This is a genomic window from Bacillus sp. CGMCC 1.16541, assembly GCF_003184905.1.
GTDB lineage: Bacteria > Bacillota > Bacilli > Bacillales > Bacillaceae_H > Priestia.
Genome location: NZ_QFRU01000013.1, coordinates 51,507 through 65,903, shown reverse-complemented (window position 1 = coordinate 65,903; position 14,397 = coordinate 51,507). Strand labels below are relative to the sequence as shown.

Here is a 14,397-nt window from a genome sequence, read left to right as displayed (position 1 = left end):
GGTCAACCTTTTTCGTTATTCCATTATATTTTTTCTAGTTGATGCTTTATCTGTATCATCTGTCATGGGTTCGTTAAGCTCATTTTTACCTTCACCATTCGCATTTTCTCCGTCTGTCATTTTGCGACCTTGAGGAGATTGAAGCATCTCTTTAATGGTTTGGTTAATAGAGCTTTGAATATTTTTATCGCGAATATCAACTTGACTAAAACGTTCAATATCAGCCATGTGACTTGGGTTATCAGACACATATACGTGATAATAACGAGGCACGACTGACATAGCAGTACGCTTTACCTGATCTGCCGTTTCACTTCGGTTTTGTGTGTCTGTTTTGTAAACAATTAAAACTTCTTCATCTGTAACCAACACGGCCACATCGTTTACATTTGGAGTAGCAGTACTCAAGCGACTAATTGAATCTGCAGCTTGTTCACGGTCAAATGTAGAGATGTTTTGAGCCATTTGATTTTCGTTTGCAACCGGGCTTTTTTGATGACGTACATATCCGTATCGATTGTTTTTCTTTTTATCTTGATTATACATATCATTCGTTTCAGATACATTAATGGTGTTACCATTTTGATGTAACGCTTGACCATCTTCTTCAGTGACATTGTTTTGTTCTTGACAACCTGTGACTGCGATACTAATTGTCAACATTCCCATGAGCATATATTTGTGCATGAACAGCACCTCCTATAGTATATAGGGTGCAGAGATTGTCTGAAATTTTTCCTGTCAATTGATGGTTTAAGTGTCTTAATTATGGTATGGTAAATTTGAAGAAACGAGGTGACGGCAATGATTTGTGTAGGTAATGTATGTTATGAAATTGTAAAAGAGGAAAAAGAAGGATTTAATGAAGAGGCTTTTAGAGGTCGTTACATTGATGTATTAGCGCGTTATGATTACATTGTAGGCGATTGGGGTTACAATCAATTAAGACTTCGTGGTTTTTTTGATGATCAAAACCAAAAAGCAACGTATGATACGAAAATCAGTACGCTGCAAGATTATTTACAAGAGTATTGTAACTTTGGATGCTCACATTTTGTGTTGCGAAAAGTACATAAATAAAAAGCAAGACAGAAAGACGTTTTGTCCTTCTTCTTGCTTTTTGTTTTTATACAATCTCATATAAAAATTCACGCAGCTCTTGTGCATCTTCTTCGTCAAGTTTATAGGCATGTTCCAAATAGCCTGGCTCTTCTAGGTCATCCTGGCCGATAATGGCAAATCGCCCTCCTTGAATATCTAATACTAAATATTTTCCGTAGTAACGATCTGATTGGATAATAGCCAAGTCAAATCGTTGCTTCTCTCCAACAAAGCTTACAAACCGTGTTTTTGTATCAACAAGGTCATCGTATAAGTAAAAACGTTCACTCATGACATAACGCCTCCTGCTTTCTTTTGTTTTCATCATATCAAATAGCGATTCAAACAAACATGATTAATTATAAATTCTCCAGTAAAACATGCTAAGATATAAGTAAGCTTAACAAGGAGGAACTTCACCATGTATTTTGTAGATCGTCAAAAAATTGAAGCTACACTTCAATTTCTAGAAACAAACATCGAATTGTTCTCTTCACAAACTCAATGGAATAGTGAAATGGAAAAAAAGAGCTTAGAACGTTTATCTCATTTAATGATTGAGTCGATTTTAGATGTAGGGAATGCAATGATTGACGGGTTTATCATGCGTGATCCAGGTAGTTACGAAGATATTATTGACATTTTAGTCGATGAGAAAGTTGTCACGCCAGAGCAAGATGAACCGCTAAAAGATATTATCAGTTTACGTAAACCATTAGTTCAAGACTACTTAGAGATTAGTCATGAAGACATTCAACAACGCATACAACGACATGTAGGTGTACTCAATGACTTTCCTGTTCGTGTAAGGGCTTACTTAGAGAATGAATTAGGCCCTGTTTCAGCTTTTCGTAATTGATAAGCACAACGTTTGTTTTTTATTGAAAAATAAGCTATGATACGCACGTAATAGAGGGACTGACTTGCATTTTAATCGTCAGCCCTTTTTTAGTATTTCACATACATAATAAATGGATTTTGTTATGATAATGAAACATAGGCGGTTAGTGAAGGAGGCTTTTTTGATGAAGCATTATAAAGGTTATTTGATTGATTTAGATGGAACGATGTATAAAGGAACAGAATTGATTCAAGAAGCACGCGATTTTGTGGTTGCATTAAAAGAGAAGCAAATTCCATATTTGTTTGTGACAAACAATTCAACGAAAACACCTGAACAAGTAGCAGCTAAGCTTGAAACGTTTGGAATTCCAGCAACAGAACATCAAGTGTTTACAACCAGTCAAGCAACTGCCAACTATTTGCATGACCGTAAGCCTAATGGTTCTGCTTATGTAATTGGTGGAGATGGTATTCGTCACGCTCTTACAGAAAAAGGATTCACCATCAAAGATGAAGATACTGATTTTGTTGTAGTAGGCCTTGATCAAAACATTACGTATGAAAAGCTTGCGAAAGCATGCTTAAATGTACGTAATGGAGCTTTTTTTGTCTCTACTAACGGAGATATTGCGATTCCAACAGAGCGTGGCTTATTACCTGGTAACGGGTCTATCACATCTGTTGTAACGGTATCAACACAAACGAATCCAGTTTTTATTGGAAAGCCTGAAAGCATTATTATGGAGCAAGCTCTAGAAGTATTAGGAACATCTAAAGAAGAAACGTTAATGGTTGGCGATAATTATGACACAGACATTTCAGCAGGTATGAGAGCAGGGTTAGATACGTTGCTTGTACATACGGGTGTTACGACGAAAGAGTTACTAAAAGGGTATAACGAACAACCTACATATGTTGTTGATTCGTTAGAAGAGTGGATTTCACACATTTAAAAGGTATCAAAGTAAAAAGAGGAGAGAGTCTACATTCAGTAAAATGAAATAAAAATAGGCTTTTACATGCAACAGTCCTTGCCGATTGTCTAAAAATCGGCAAGGACTGTTGGAGGATGAGTGGAATAAGGGGTTCATGTCCCTTGTTCACTTATCTTTTTTTATCATTCCACATTAGCTGCACGGTGAGCAAGTCGACTTGAAGCTGCTGCTGCAATGGCACCGACAATATCATCGAGAAACGTATGACAAGCACCAGATGACTTAGAATTTAATTTCTCTAAAATGCCTGGTTTTTGTTTGTCTACATATCCATAATTTGTGAAACCAATTGATCCATACACATTTACAATCGATAGAGCTAAGATTTCGTCAATGCCATATAATCCTTCATCAGCCGATAAAATAGATTGCAGCGGCTCCTCAATTAGTCCTTTTTCAGTTAATACGTCTAATTGAATGCCAGTTAAAATGGCATTTTGTACTTCGCGCTTAGAAATGACTCGTTCGACATTGTATACACATTCTTTCATGTCCAAATTTGGATGGTATTTTTGTTGTAAATAGTACACAAGGTCAGCGATATCTTGAATGGTTACGCCTCTTTCAATTAACCATTGTCTAGCTTTCTTTTCTACTGCACTCATCTCATTCTTTTTCTCCAAATAATTTCACCTAATTTCATCATGTTTTCGTTAATGTCTTCTACATGGCTGGCTTCTGTCTATTAGTATTGCTAAGATTGCTTAAATCATAAGGATGATCTCATGCAAATATCGTTTGAAAATAAAGTGTGTAATTCTACTGTATTCCTGAAAGGGGAAAGATTATGACAAGTATCCATGCTACTCTACATATAATTTTATGAGATAAAAGAAAGAGGGATGGATATGTTAGAGACCATTTATGAAAACTACGGGATACGTCCAACAGAGTTAATGAATGTCGGCCAGCATAAAGGGTTTCAGTACCGAAATATACTATATACTATTATTGACGTACGAAATATGGAACAAGAAGAACTAACAGAGTTACATCAAATGAGTCAGTTTTTAATGACACAAGGCGATCGTCAGGTAGCAACCTTTATGCCTAATCAACAAGGAACGGGGATTACAGAGAGTGACAATCAGCGATTTATTATTTGTCGATGCCCTGTGTTTCAACCAGTTTCATCATCAAATATTGGAAAAGAATTAGCGTTATTTCATCAGAAAGGGCGCATGATTCCTTATGAAATTGAAAGAAATAATCGTCTAGGTCAGTGGAAAACAATGTGGGAAACAAGATTAGATCAAATGGAAAAATTTTGGTATAGAAAAGTGCAAGAACATCCAAATCATGAAATGGAAAAAAAGTTCATCGAATCGTTTCCTTATTACGTAGGCTTAACAGAAAATGCTATTCAGTATTTAGTTGATACGGAAATTGACGATTTACCAAGGACAATTGATACAGCAACTGTTTGTCACCACCGATTTACAAGTGAAACGTGGGGGAAGAATCATTACTACAAGCTACCTGTGGATTGGGTATATGATCACCCTAGTCGTGACTTGGCCGAGTATATTAGAGCAAATTATGTAGAAAATGATCACGGGATTCATAAACAAACGATTCATGAATATTTAAGTGAATACGAAAAAGTCAATCCGCTATCATCATTTGCTTGGAGGCTCCTTTACGCTCGTTTATTGTTTCCTGTACATTATTTTGAAGTCATCGAAGGCTACTATAGTACGGGAGATAAAAATATACAGCATCGTTATTTTAAACAACTAGAGAGTATCCTTGACCATTCTACTCAATATGAGCAGTTTCTTCATCATTTCTATACATTTGTTGGAATCTCAGCTACACGTTATAACATTCCAGAACTCGAATGGTTAAGTAGTTAATCACAAATTCGTTCTTCACTTATGATACAATGTTGTCATGAACGCGCTTACTTTTGACAACGAGGTGGGAAGAAATGATGAAACCATACGTATTTATTACACGCAAATTACCTGATGATTTAGTAAAACCTTTGATGGATGTAGCGGAAGTGGAAATGTGGAACAAGGAAGCAGAACCTGTTCCTGCTGATGTATTACGTGAAAAAGCAAGCCGAGCAACGGCGTTGTTAACGATGTTATCAGATAAAATTGATGAGTCTTTATTAGAAAATTCTCCTCATTTAAAAGTGGTTGCAAATTTAGCAGTTGGATTTGATAATATTGATGTTTCTGCTGCAACAAAACGAAACATTGTCATTTGTAATACACCGGATGTACTATCAGATACGACAGCTGATTTAACATTTGGTTTATTAATGGCAACAGCTCGACGTCTTGTAGAGTCAGCAAATTATATAAAAGAAGGTCAATGGCAAGGTTGGAGCCCTTATTTGTTAGCAGGTCATGATATTCACCATAAAACTATTGGTATTATAGGGATGGGGAAAATCGGGCAATCGCTAGCGAAGCGTGCTACAGGTTTTGATATGGAAATTTTGTATCATAACCGCAGTCGAAATGAAGTAGCAGAAAAGGAACTCCACGCGATCTATTGTTCCTTTGATGATTTACTTGAGAGATCAGATTTTGTGGTATGTTTAACCCCTTTAACGAATGAAACAAAGCATTTATTTAATCGAAAAGCATTTCAGAGAATGAAATCTTCTGCTATCTTTGTAAATGCTTCGCGCGGTGCGGTAGTAGACGAAGATGCGTTAATTGAAGCGCTGAAAACAGGAGAAATTACAGCAGCAGGATTGGACGTTTTTGTCAAAGAGCCAATTGATGTTGATCATCCATTGCTTTCTTTATCAAATGTTGTCGCTCTTCCGCACATCGGGAGTGCAAGTATTGAAACGCGCACTGTCATGATGGAGCTGTGCATAGAGAACATTATCCGGTTATTACAGGATCAATCTCCTAAAACGATTGTAAACAAAGAGTTACTTTCACAAAATTGTTAAAAATTCGTAAAAGACATTTTCGAAAGCTGAAAATGTCTTTTTTTTGTTAAAAAGCGGAAAGAAGCATGGTATGATAATAGATAAAATATTTATAAAATTTTAATTAGTCTTGATATACCGCAGTGTACATCGCTTTCAAGGCGTATTTTAAACAAGGAAGGTCTTGTAAAAAAAGAAAAGAGGGTCTATAATGTCCTCTATAAGAAAACAAATGTTTACGTATAAAACACACAGGGGTGGATAACATGACGAAAAGCATCAAGATTGGTTTATTAGGTCTAGGAACAGTTGGAAGTGGTGTTGTACAAATTATCGAAAATCATCAAGATAAATTAATGCATCAAGTTGGGTGTCCGGTGGAAGTTCAAAAAGTACTTGTAAAAGATTTATCGAAAGCTCGAGGAGTAGATATTGCACCCGAAAAACTAACGACAAGTGTCGAGGACATTTTACATAATCCAGAAGTAGACGTAATCATTGAAGTAATGGGCGGTATTGAGCATACGCGTGACTATATTTTAACGGCGTTGCGCAATAAAAAACACGTTGTAACGGCAAATAAAGATTTAATGGCTTTATACGGATCAGAACTACTCACAGTTGCTTCTGAAAGTGGATGTGACTTGTTCTATGAAGCGAGTGTTGCAGGTGGTATTCCAATTCTTCGTAGTTTAGTAGAAGGATTAGCGTCAGATCGTATTACTAAAATGATGGGTATTGTGAACGGAACGACAAACTTCATTTTAACGAAGATGATGAATGAAGGTAGCGCATATGAAGAAGTATTGAAGGAAGCGCAAGATTTAGGGTACGCAGAATCTGATCCAACAGCTGATGTAGAAGGATTAGATGCAGCACGAAAAATGGCCATTTTATCAACATTAGGCTTCTCGATGAAAATCGATTTAGATGATGTACGAGTTCAAGGGATTACAAATGTCACAGAAGAAGATTTGCAATATAGTAAGCAATTAGGCTATACAATGAAATTAATTGGGTATGCACATCGAGATGGTGAAAATGTCGAGGTGAGTGTAGAGCCAACATTGTTAGCTAATGCCCATCCACTTGCGTCAGTAAACGACGAGTACAACGCAGTGTATGTATACGGAGAAGCAGTCGGTGAAACGATGTTTTATGGACCAGGTGCAGGGAGTCTTCCAACAGCGACAGCAGTTGTGTCAGACTTAGTAGGCGTGATGAAAAACATGCGTTTAGGTGTGAACGGAAAAAGTGCCGTAACACCACAATATCCAAAACAATTAAAAGAGCCAGAAGATGTGTATTCAAAATATTTCTTACGTATCCATGTGAAAGATCAAGTAGGTGCTTTCGCTACGCTAACATCTCTTTTCTCTGAAAAAGGTGTGAGCTTTGAGAAAATCATTCAGTTACCAGTTAAAAACAGCGAATTAGCAGAAATCGTAGTAGTAACTCATAAGTCATCGTTAAAAGATTATGAAGAAATTGTACAGAAACTACGTGATTTATCGATTGTTGAAAGTGTGAAAAGTAGTTACCGAGTTGAGGGAGTGGGAGAAGTATGATGTGGAAAGGCTTATTAGCTCAGTATAAAGAATATTTACCAGTCACAGAACAAACACCGATGCTGACATTACATGAAGGGAATACACCTCTCATTCATTTAGCTAATTTGTCAGAACAGCTTGGCATTAACTTGCATGTCAAAGTAGAAGGAGTCAATCCAACAGGTTCTTTTAAAGACCGTGGAATGGTAATGGCTGTAGCGAAAGCAAAAGAAGAAGGTAGTCATACAGTTATTTGTGCATCGACAGGAAACACATCAGCAGCGGCAGCGGCTTACGCTTCACGTGCGGGTATGCGCTGTATCATTGTTATTCCAAACGGTAAGATTGCGATGGGGAAACTTGCTCAAGCCGTTATGTACGGTGCTGAAATTGTAGCAATTGAAGGAAACTTTGATCAAGCATTAGCGATGGTACGAAAACTGAGTGAAACAGCTCCTGTCACACTTGTAAACTCTGTAAACCCTTATCGTATTGAAGGACAAAAAACAGCTGCATTCGAAGTGTGTGACCAACTTGGTAAGGCACCTGATATTTTAGCAATCCCAGTCGGTAATGCAGGGAACATTACGGCTTATTGGAAAGGATTTAAAGAATACAACGACCAGCATCAAACAGGTCTTCCTAAAATGCACGGGTTTGAAGCAGAAGGAGCAGCGGCGATTGTTCGTGGTGAAGTGATTGAAAACCCGGAAACGATTGCAACAGCAATTCGCATTGGTAATCCTGCTAGTTGGCAGCATGCAGTAAATGCTGCAAATGAATCAGATGGGAAGATTGATGAAGTGACGGACGAAGAAATTATTGAAGCGTATCGTCTCATTGCAAGAAATGAAGGTGTTTTTGCTGAGCCTGGTTCATGTGCATCGATTGCCGGTGTTTTAAAAGATGTGAAGTCAGGAAAGATTCCGCAAGGTTCAACAGTTGTAGCGGTGTTAACGGGTAACGGATTAAAAGATCCTAACGTTGCTATTGATGTGAATAATGTGACACCAACAGTATTGCCGAACGATGACCAAAAGGTGTTTGAGCATATTCAAGGTGTTGTTGCATCATGTTAAAAAATGAAAGAGCCATCATTAAAGTTCCAGCAAGTTCTGCTAACATTGGACCAGGGTTTGACTCAATTGGTGTGGCCTTATCAAGATATTTAACATTAACAGTAGAAATAGCTGATGAGTGGTTGTTTGTTCCTCAATCAAAAGAAGTACAAACAATTCCAAAGGGGAAAGATAACTTGATGTATGAAGTGGCGCAAGAAGTTGCCACTTCACACAAAGTGAATCTCCCACCAGCGACAGTGTATGTAAAGAGTGACATCCCGTTAGCTCGAGGGTTAGGGAGTAGTGCATCAGCAATTGTAGCAGGAATTGAGTTAGCGAACTTGTTATGCGAGTTAAACCTTTCATTAGAGGAAAAGTTACGAATTGCTAGTGTAATGGAAGGTCATCCTGACAATGTGAGCCCATCATTATATGGAGGCATTGTCGTTGGCTATCATCATAAAGATGATACGTATATTACACAAGTTCCTCATGTTGATGTTGACGTTGTTATGGTGATTCCAGCGTATGAGTTAAAAACAACAGATGCACGTGACGTGCTACCGAAGGAACTCTCTTATCGAGCAGCAGTAGAAGTTGGAGCAGTAGGCAATATGCTTGTAGCCTCTTTAATGAGAGGTGATTGGTCGTTAGTTGGTACGCTCATGGAAAAAGATTTGTATCATGAACCGTATCGAATGCGTTTAGTAGCAGAATTACCTGTTGTGAGAGAAGAGGCAAAAAGAGCGGGCGCCTATGGTGTCGCACTAAGTGGAGCAGGTCCGAGTATTTTGTGTCTAGCTCGTAAAGGAGAAGGGCAACGCATTGCAGAACATCTTCGTACAGTTGTTCCTCATTGTGAAGTTGATGTGCTCGTGATTGATCGTAGCGGTATACAAGTAGAGAAAGAAATGATTACGACGTGTCAGTCATAACAGCAAAGATGATTTTCTAAACAAACGTGTGGAACAGCAACAATTTTTATGAAAATGTAATAAAAGCTAAGGATGAACCACATGTGATAATGTCTTTTCATGCTGGTTCATCCTTAGCTTTTCCGTTTAGTTATTGGTAATTGAAAATCCATACTTCTCTAATTCGCTATAAACATTTTTGAGTTTTGGGTTTCCTTCACCTACAATGGTTCCATTAATGACGACAACTGGATAGAATAAGTCTTCCTCAATCACTCGATGAGAGAATTCTTGCTTATCTTTATCTTCCGGTGGATTATAAATATCAACGTACGTAACCTGAAAGGTTTCACCTGGAAACTTACGGCCTAAGGCAGCTTCTAGCCATTCATACGTATCTTTAGAAGAAGGTAAATTTACACAGCTTGCACAAATCACATCAGCTCCGTAAATACAAATTTCAACTTGTGGTGTATGCATTCCGATTCCCCCTTATTCTCATTATACATGAATGAATGAGTTTGAATAGAATCTATGAAAAGAATAAATGTTTTATCCTTGATCCTTGGCTTATCAGTGTTTTCAATTATGATAAAACAAAGAGGGTAACATTAACAGGGATAGATGAATAGATTTTTTTAGAAAGACAGTTTATAATAAATATAAAGAAAGGAGTCGAGATACATGTCAGAAATCGAAATGAAAGAACAAGTACAAGAAGTATTAGATAAACTTCGTCCATTCTTATTACGTGATGGTGGAGATTGTGAATTAGTAGATATCGAAGATGGGATTGTAAAATTACGCTTATTAGGTGCTTGTGGTAGTTGCCCAAGTTCAACAATTACGTTAAAAGCGGGTATTGAACGTGCACTCTTAGAAGAAGTGCCAGGCGTTGTAGAAGTAGAACAAGTATTCTAATTTAAACCATCATTTCGTTTTATAGAATAAAAGAGGCTCATCCTGTGGATAGCCTCTTTTTATTTATCCGTTATGATATTTGTACATCCAAAGAATACCAGATTTTAGTAGTCTAGCCACACGTCCTGTAATGGCTCTGTCGTTTACAAGTCCGAATCCATGTTTCTTACCAAGAGAGCCTAATACACCTTTTAATTTAATGGTTGGAAGTTCTTCAGGAAGAGGCTCATTGTTCCAGCGATTCATTAGAATCTGTACAATTTGTTCTGCTTGTCCTTCTGCTAATTGAGCACTTGGTGCATGTGGCAAACTTGCGCAGTCTCCTACTACATAGACATGCTCATCGTTTGGTAAATTGTGATGCTTTGTTAAAATAACACGCCCTTGAGCGTCTTTTTCAACATCTAAATCACGAACAATTTTATTTGGTTGAATCCCTGCGGTCCATACAATTACATCGCTATGAACGGGCTCATCATGATTATAAAGTATATTTTCTTCAACTCTTGTAATGTTTGCTTTATTAATTACTTCAATGCCGTGGGATGTAAACCAGCTTTGAACATAGTTACTTAAGCGTTCAGGGAAGGCTGATAAAATTAAGTTACCACGATCAAATAGTTTGACCTTTAGATCTGGACGGCTTTCATGTAGTTCGCTTGCTAGTTCTACACCACTTAACCCTGCACCAACAATCGAAACGGTTGCATGAGCAGGCAGATTATTTAGCATTTGATAAGTTCGTCTTGAAGCATCAATGGTTTGAATGCTATACGTATATTCTGGGGCACCTGGAACGTTGTGATATTTATCTTCACAACCTAGACCGATAACTAGGTCATCATACAGGATAGAGTCTTGGTTCTCTAGATGTACTCTCTTTTCAGCTAAATCAATATGTGTTACACAGCCATAACGAATGGATAATTGAGGGTGTTCAGGGAAAGCTACACGTACGTGCTGATCTGAAATAGTACCAGCCGCTAATGCATAGAATTCAGTTTTAAGAGAATGATAAGGAGCCTTATCGATAAGTGTTACTTGGATATCACTAGGTAATTGACTTGGAAAAAGTCTATGTAAGATACGCATTCCACCGTATCCACCGCCGAGAATAACAAGGTTCTTCATACTGGATTTCTCCTTTAGCTTCGTACTTTTATTTTTCTCTCTCGTTTTACAAATAGAAAGAACTTCATGTAGAGAAGCTTATGTTCTTATGTAAGCACTTTCTATGAAGTAGCATATTTTATTAAAATAGTATTTTATGATGACATGATTGGTGATTATGTACCTAAAAGTATAACTAAATTAGTGAGAAATCACAATATGTTTCAACATAATTTCGACATAAACTTATGAAAGCGTAGCCAATTTTTCTATTTGACGTTTATGATGAAACAAGTTAGATTAAACTTAAGTAGCGAGGTGAGAAATGTGATTAAGCCAATTATAGAGTTTTGTATTAGTAACTTAGCCAGTGGTTCACAAAAGGCATTAGAAGCATTAGAAAAAGATTCTAATTTAGATATTATTGAGTACGGATGTCTTGGTTATTGTGGTAAATGTGCGCAATCACTTTTTGCATTAGTCAATGGTGAAATTGTGATGGGAGAAACACCTGATGAGCTTGTCGATAACATTTATCTTCATTTAGAAGAAAATCCGATGTTTTAATATCGGCTCATTTTAGACAAGCCATTTTTATATGGATAAATAGATTGGTTATTTTATATGATAAATAAAGCGACTGAATAAAAGGAATCGTTCACTTTTACTTAGTCGCTTTTATTATGCTCTTTTTTTGTTTTGTTCTCTTATTTCGTACCAACGATCTCGAGTCATTGAAACAGTCTGTTGATCTTCATGTTTACTATATTTCTGAATAATTTCGGAAAAGTAAAGAGCAGCTTTTTGCTTATTACCTTGACACATAGAAAGTTCGCCAATTAAATAAAGGACTTTTACGATGCTCATTTTACTGTGAATAAAATCATCTGTACTATAAGAAGCTTCATAATAGTTAAGAGCATGTTCTAAAAAATGCATTTCTATTTGATGTTCATTATTCATACGGTAAAGCCAAGACAAACGAAGGAGTAATCCTGCAGTTGTTATGTGTTTTTCTTTTTTGATGAGTGCGCAAAAAAGAGCGAGCTTATATGTTTTGATTGCGTCCTCAATTGTACGTTCTTGTCCATAGTCTTGATGAACCCATTGTTCATGAACTTTTTCTTTCATCATTTGTGCTGTATTTAACGGAAAAGAGGGAGAGAAATCTTCAGTAGAAGAGTAACCACACATTGGGCATACATGAATATGATAAAGAAGTGGATTCAGCTGTTCATCAGCATAATGAGTGAAAAAATCAGTATCTATGTTTACAACTTTAATAAATCGTGACCTAACTTTCTTCGTTGTGTAAGTAGATGTGCACAATGAACAAGTTACCTTTTTATCATATAAAGGCGTTAAATGTTCCATTTTATATCTCCTTTCATGGAGTTTTGCTCTAAAATAAGGTCTTTGTAACTATATTATACATGATTTATAGTTATATTTTCACATTGGAGTCAAAATAAATATCTTGTATCTGTTCTTAGTTGCAAGAGAGCGGAGTTTGATAGGTAGTAGAAAATAAAAAAACTCCTCGATATAACGTAATCAAGGAGTCAAAAACGGGGGATGTTATCATTGTGTACTTCTGTAAATAAATTTATACTATACGTAATAAAATTTTAGAAAAAAGTTATAAAGTGAATAGGTGATAAAATGAGAAGCTTTCAATTTACCAAGATGCATGGTTTAGGAAATAGCTATATTTATGTAAATATGTTTAAAGAAGAGATTCAGGAAGAAGATTTGGCACCTTTAGCGGTGAAAGTTGCAACAATGTATACAGGTATCGGGTCAGATGGATTAATTTTAATTTGTCCGTCAGATACAGCTGATGTAAAGATGCGCGTATTTAATAATGATGGTTCTGAAGCGAAGAATTGTGGAAATGGTTTGAGATGTGTTGCGAAATATGCATATGAGCATAATCTAGTAAAAAATAAAACGTTTTCGATTGAAACATTGTCTGGAATTGTGCAAGCCGAAGTCCATATTGAGAGTGATACTGTTCATCAAGTAACAGTAGATATGGGGCAACCACATTTGTCACGTCATGCCCTTCCGATGATAGGAGAAGATCAAGAAAAGGTGATAGCAGAAAAAGCAGTATTCGCTGATGAAATCTATGAGATTACGACAGTTTCAATGGGAAACCCCCATGTCATCTTTTATGTGAATGATATTAAAGAAGCCCCTTTACTGACTCTCGGTCCAATTGTAGAGAAAGACCCACGTTTTCCAGAAGGTGTAAATGTAGAGTTTGTTGAAGTGGTAAATGAACAAGAGTTGCATTTTCGTGTGTGGGAAAGAGGGTCAGGTGTCACACAAGCATGTGGAACAGGAGCATGTGCAGCTGTTGTTGCGTCAGTTTTAAATGAGTATACAAAGCGTGATACACCAACAGTTGTTCATTTAGCTGGAGGCGATTTGAAGATTACGTGGAGAAGTGAAGGAAATGTGTTAATGACAGGTCCTGCCGAAACGATTTGTACAGGTGAATACTACTATTGATTGAAACACATTGTTTGTGACTTTTTTTATTTATGAGTATACTAAAATAATAAGAAGGAGGTTGATCATATGAGTGAAGCTATCCTAACGATTACAGAAGCGGCAAGCTTTCAAATAAAAGATATGATGAAAGAACATGGAGAAGAGCAAGCCTATCTTCGTGTAACAATTAAAGGGGGCGGCTGTAGTGGATTGTCTTATGGAATGGGCTTTGACCAAGAGGCAAAAGAAGAAGATACACTGTTTGAACAGCATGGAATTAAGGTTTTAGTTGATAAAGAGAGTGCTCCTATTTTACGGGGAGTAAAAATTGATTATAAACAATCGATGCTAGGTGGGGGTTTTACGATTGATAACCCAAACGCCATCGCTAACTGTGGATGTGGTTCTTCCTTCCGTACAGCAACAAATGCAGGAACACCGGAAGATTGTTAATAAATAATAAGCGGATGAGCTAGAAAGAGACGAAAAGATCTTATTTTACTC

At 36.9% G+C, this 14,397-nt stretch carries 18 protein-coding genes; 12 read left to right on the top strand and 6 right to left on the bottom strand.

Annotated elements, in window-relative coordinates:
* Nucleotides 1-15: 15 nt before the first annotated feature.
* Complete coding sequence (locus DIS06_RS13495; RefSeq protein WP_110113772.1) at nt 16-687, bottom strand: YhcN/YlaJ family sporulation lipoprotein; 672 nt, start codon at nt 685-687, stop codon at nt 16-18.
* Nucleotides 688-804: 117 nt separating this feature from the next.
* On the opposite strand from DIS06_RS13495, the gene DIS06_RS13490 reads away from it, so the two are divergent.
* On the top strand, nt 805-1,080 hold the full coding sequence (locus tag DIS06_RS13490; RefSeq protein WP_110113771.1) for a YutD family protein: 276 nt from the start codon (nt 805-807) through the stop codon (nt 1,078-1,080).
* 46 nt (nt 1,081-1,126) lie between these two features.
* On the opposite strand, the gene DIS06_RS13485 is transcribed toward DIS06_RS13490, so the two are convergent.
* On the bottom strand, nt 1,127-1,393 hold the full coding sequence (locus tag DIS06_RS13485) for a DUF3055 domain-containing protein (protein WP_110113770.1): 267 nt from the start codon (nt 1,391-1,393) through the stop codon (nt 1,127-1,129).
* 129 nt (nt 1,394-1,522) lie between these two features.
* Here DIS06_RS13485 and DIS06_RS13480 point away from each other — a divergent pair, with 129 nt between their 5' ends.
* Nucleotides 1,523-1,960: a DUF86 domain-containing protein gene (locus DIS06_RS13480; protein ID WP_110113769.1), complete on the top strand. Its 438-nt coding sequence runs from the start codon at nt 1,523-1,525 to the stop codon at nt 1,958-1,960.
* A 166-nt stretch (nt 1,961-2,126) separates the two neighbouring features.
* Nucleotides 2,127-2,897 carry a TIGR01457 family HAD-type hydrolase gene (locus tag DIS06_RS13475; protein WP_110113768.1) on the top strand — a complete coding sequence of 257 codons (771 nt, stop codon included), beginning with the start codon at nt 2,127-2,129 and terminating at the stop codon, nt 2,895-2,897.
* Between the two features lie 164 nt (nt 2,898-3,061).
* On the opposite strand, the gene DIS06_RS13470 is transcribed toward DIS06_RS13475, so the two are convergent.
* The gene (locus tag DIS06_RS13470) at nt 3,062-3,544 is read right to left on the bottom strand and encodes a phosphatidylglycerophosphatase A family protein (RefSeq protein ID WP_110113808.1); all 483 of its coding nucleotides are present in this window, start codon (nt 3,542-3,544) and stop codon (nt 3,062-3,064) included.
* Nucleotides 3,545-3,787: 243 nt separating this feature from the next.
* Here DIS06_RS13470 and yutH point away from each other — a divergent pair, with 243 nt between their 5' ends.
* The 5 genes from yutH to thrB all read left to right on the top strand — a co-directional run bounded on the left by yutH (nt 3,788) and on the right by thrB (nt 9,384).
* Nucleotides 3,788-4,795 carry a spore coat putative kinase YutH gene (yutH, locus tag DIS06_RS13465; protein ID WP_110113767.1) on the top strand — a complete coding sequence of 336 codons (1,008 nt, stop codon included), beginning with the start codon at nt 3,788-3,790 and terminating at the stop codon, nt 4,793-4,795.
* Between the two features lie 74 nt (nt 4,796-4,869).
* Complete coding sequence (locus tag DIS06_RS13460; RefSeq protein WP_110113766.1) at nt 4,870-5,859, top strand: 2-hydroxyacid dehydrogenase; 990 nt, start codon at nt 4,870-4,872, stop codon at nt 5,857-5,859.
* Nucleotides 5,860-6,104: 245 nt separating this feature from the next.
* Nucleotides 6,105-7,406, top strand: coding sequence for a homoserine dehydrogenase (locus tag DIS06_RS13455; RefSeq protein WP_110113765.1), 1,302 nt, complete (start codon nt 6,105-6,107; stop codon nt 7,404-7,406).
* Nucleotides 7,406-8,467, top strand: coding sequence for a threonine synthase (thrC, locus tag DIS06_RS13450; RefSeq protein ID WP_110113764.1), 1,062 nt, complete (start codon nt 7,406-7,408; stop codon nt 8,465-8,467). Before DIS06_RS13455 ends, thrC begins: the two co-directional genes overlap by 1 nt.
* Nucleotides 8,461-9,384 carry a homoserine kinase gene (thrB, locus tag DIS06_RS13445; RefSeq protein ID WP_110113763.1) on the top strand — a complete coding sequence of 308 codons (924 nt, stop codon included), beginning with the start codon at nt 8,461-8,463 and terminating at the stop codon, nt 9,382-9,384. The genes thrC and thrB overlap by 7 nt, the downstream gene beginning before the upstream one ends.
* 126 nt (nt 9,385-9,510) lie before the next feature.
* Here the strand turns inward: thrB and DIS06_RS13440 are convergent, their stop codons facing one another.
* On the bottom strand, nt 9,511-9,843 hold the full coding sequence (locus DIS06_RS13440; protein ID WP_110113762.1) for a YuzD family protein: 333 nt from the start codon (nt 9,841-9,843) through the stop codon (nt 9,511-9,513).
* A gap of 204 nt (nt 9,844-10,047) precedes the next feature.
* Between DIS06_RS13440 and DIS06_RS13435 the strand changes: the two genes are divergently transcribed.
* On the top strand, nt 10,048-10,284 hold the full coding sequence (locus tag DIS06_RS13435; protein ID WP_110113761.1) for a NifU family protein: 237 nt from the start codon (nt 10,048-10,050) through the stop codon (nt 10,282-10,284).
* A 63-nt stretch (nt 10,285-10,347) separates the two neighbouring features.
* Here DIS06_RS13435 and DIS06_RS13430 read toward each other — a convergent pair whose 3' ends face one another.
* On the bottom strand, nt 10,348-11,415 hold the full coding sequence (locus tag DIS06_RS13430) for an NAD(P)/FAD-dependent oxidoreductase (protein WP_110113760.1): 1,068 nt from the start codon (nt 11,413-11,415) through the stop codon (nt 10,348-10,350).
* Nucleotides 11,416-11,721: 306 nt separating this feature from the next.
* Here DIS06_RS13430 and DIS06_RS13425 point away from each other — a divergent pair, with 306 nt between their 5' ends.
* On the top strand, nt 11,722-11,961 hold the full coding sequence (locus DIS06_RS13425) for a YuzB family protein (RefSeq protein ID WP_110113759.1): 240 nt from the start codon (nt 11,722-11,724) through the stop codon (nt 11,959-11,961).
* Nucleotides 11,962-12,075: 114 nt separating this feature from the next.
* Here the strand turns inward: DIS06_RS13425 and DIS06_RS13420 are convergent, their stop codons facing one another.
* On the bottom strand, nt 12,076-12,768 hold the full coding sequence (locus DIS06_RS13420) for a DUF2225 domain-containing protein (protein WP_110113758.1): 693 nt from the start codon (nt 12,766-12,768) through the stop codon (nt 12,076-12,078).
* Between the two features lie 288 nt (nt 12,769-13,056).
* Here DIS06_RS13420 and dapF point away from each other — a divergent pair, with 288 nt between their 5' ends.
* Together dapF and DIS06_RS13410 are read left to right on the top strand one after the other, a co-directional pair.
* Entirely contained in the window at nt 13,057-13,911 is an 855-nt protein-coding gene (gene dapF / locus DIS06_RS13415; protein ID WP_110113757.1) for a diaminopimelate epimerase, read from the top strand.
* Between the two features lie 69 nt (nt 13,912-13,980).
* Complete coding sequence (locus tag DIS06_RS13410) at nt 13,981-14,346, top strand: HesB/IscA family protein (protein ID WP_110113756.1); 366 nt, start codon at nt 13,981-13,983, stop codon at nt 14,344-14,346.
* The last annotated feature ends 51 nt before the right edge of the window (nt 14,347-14,397 follow it).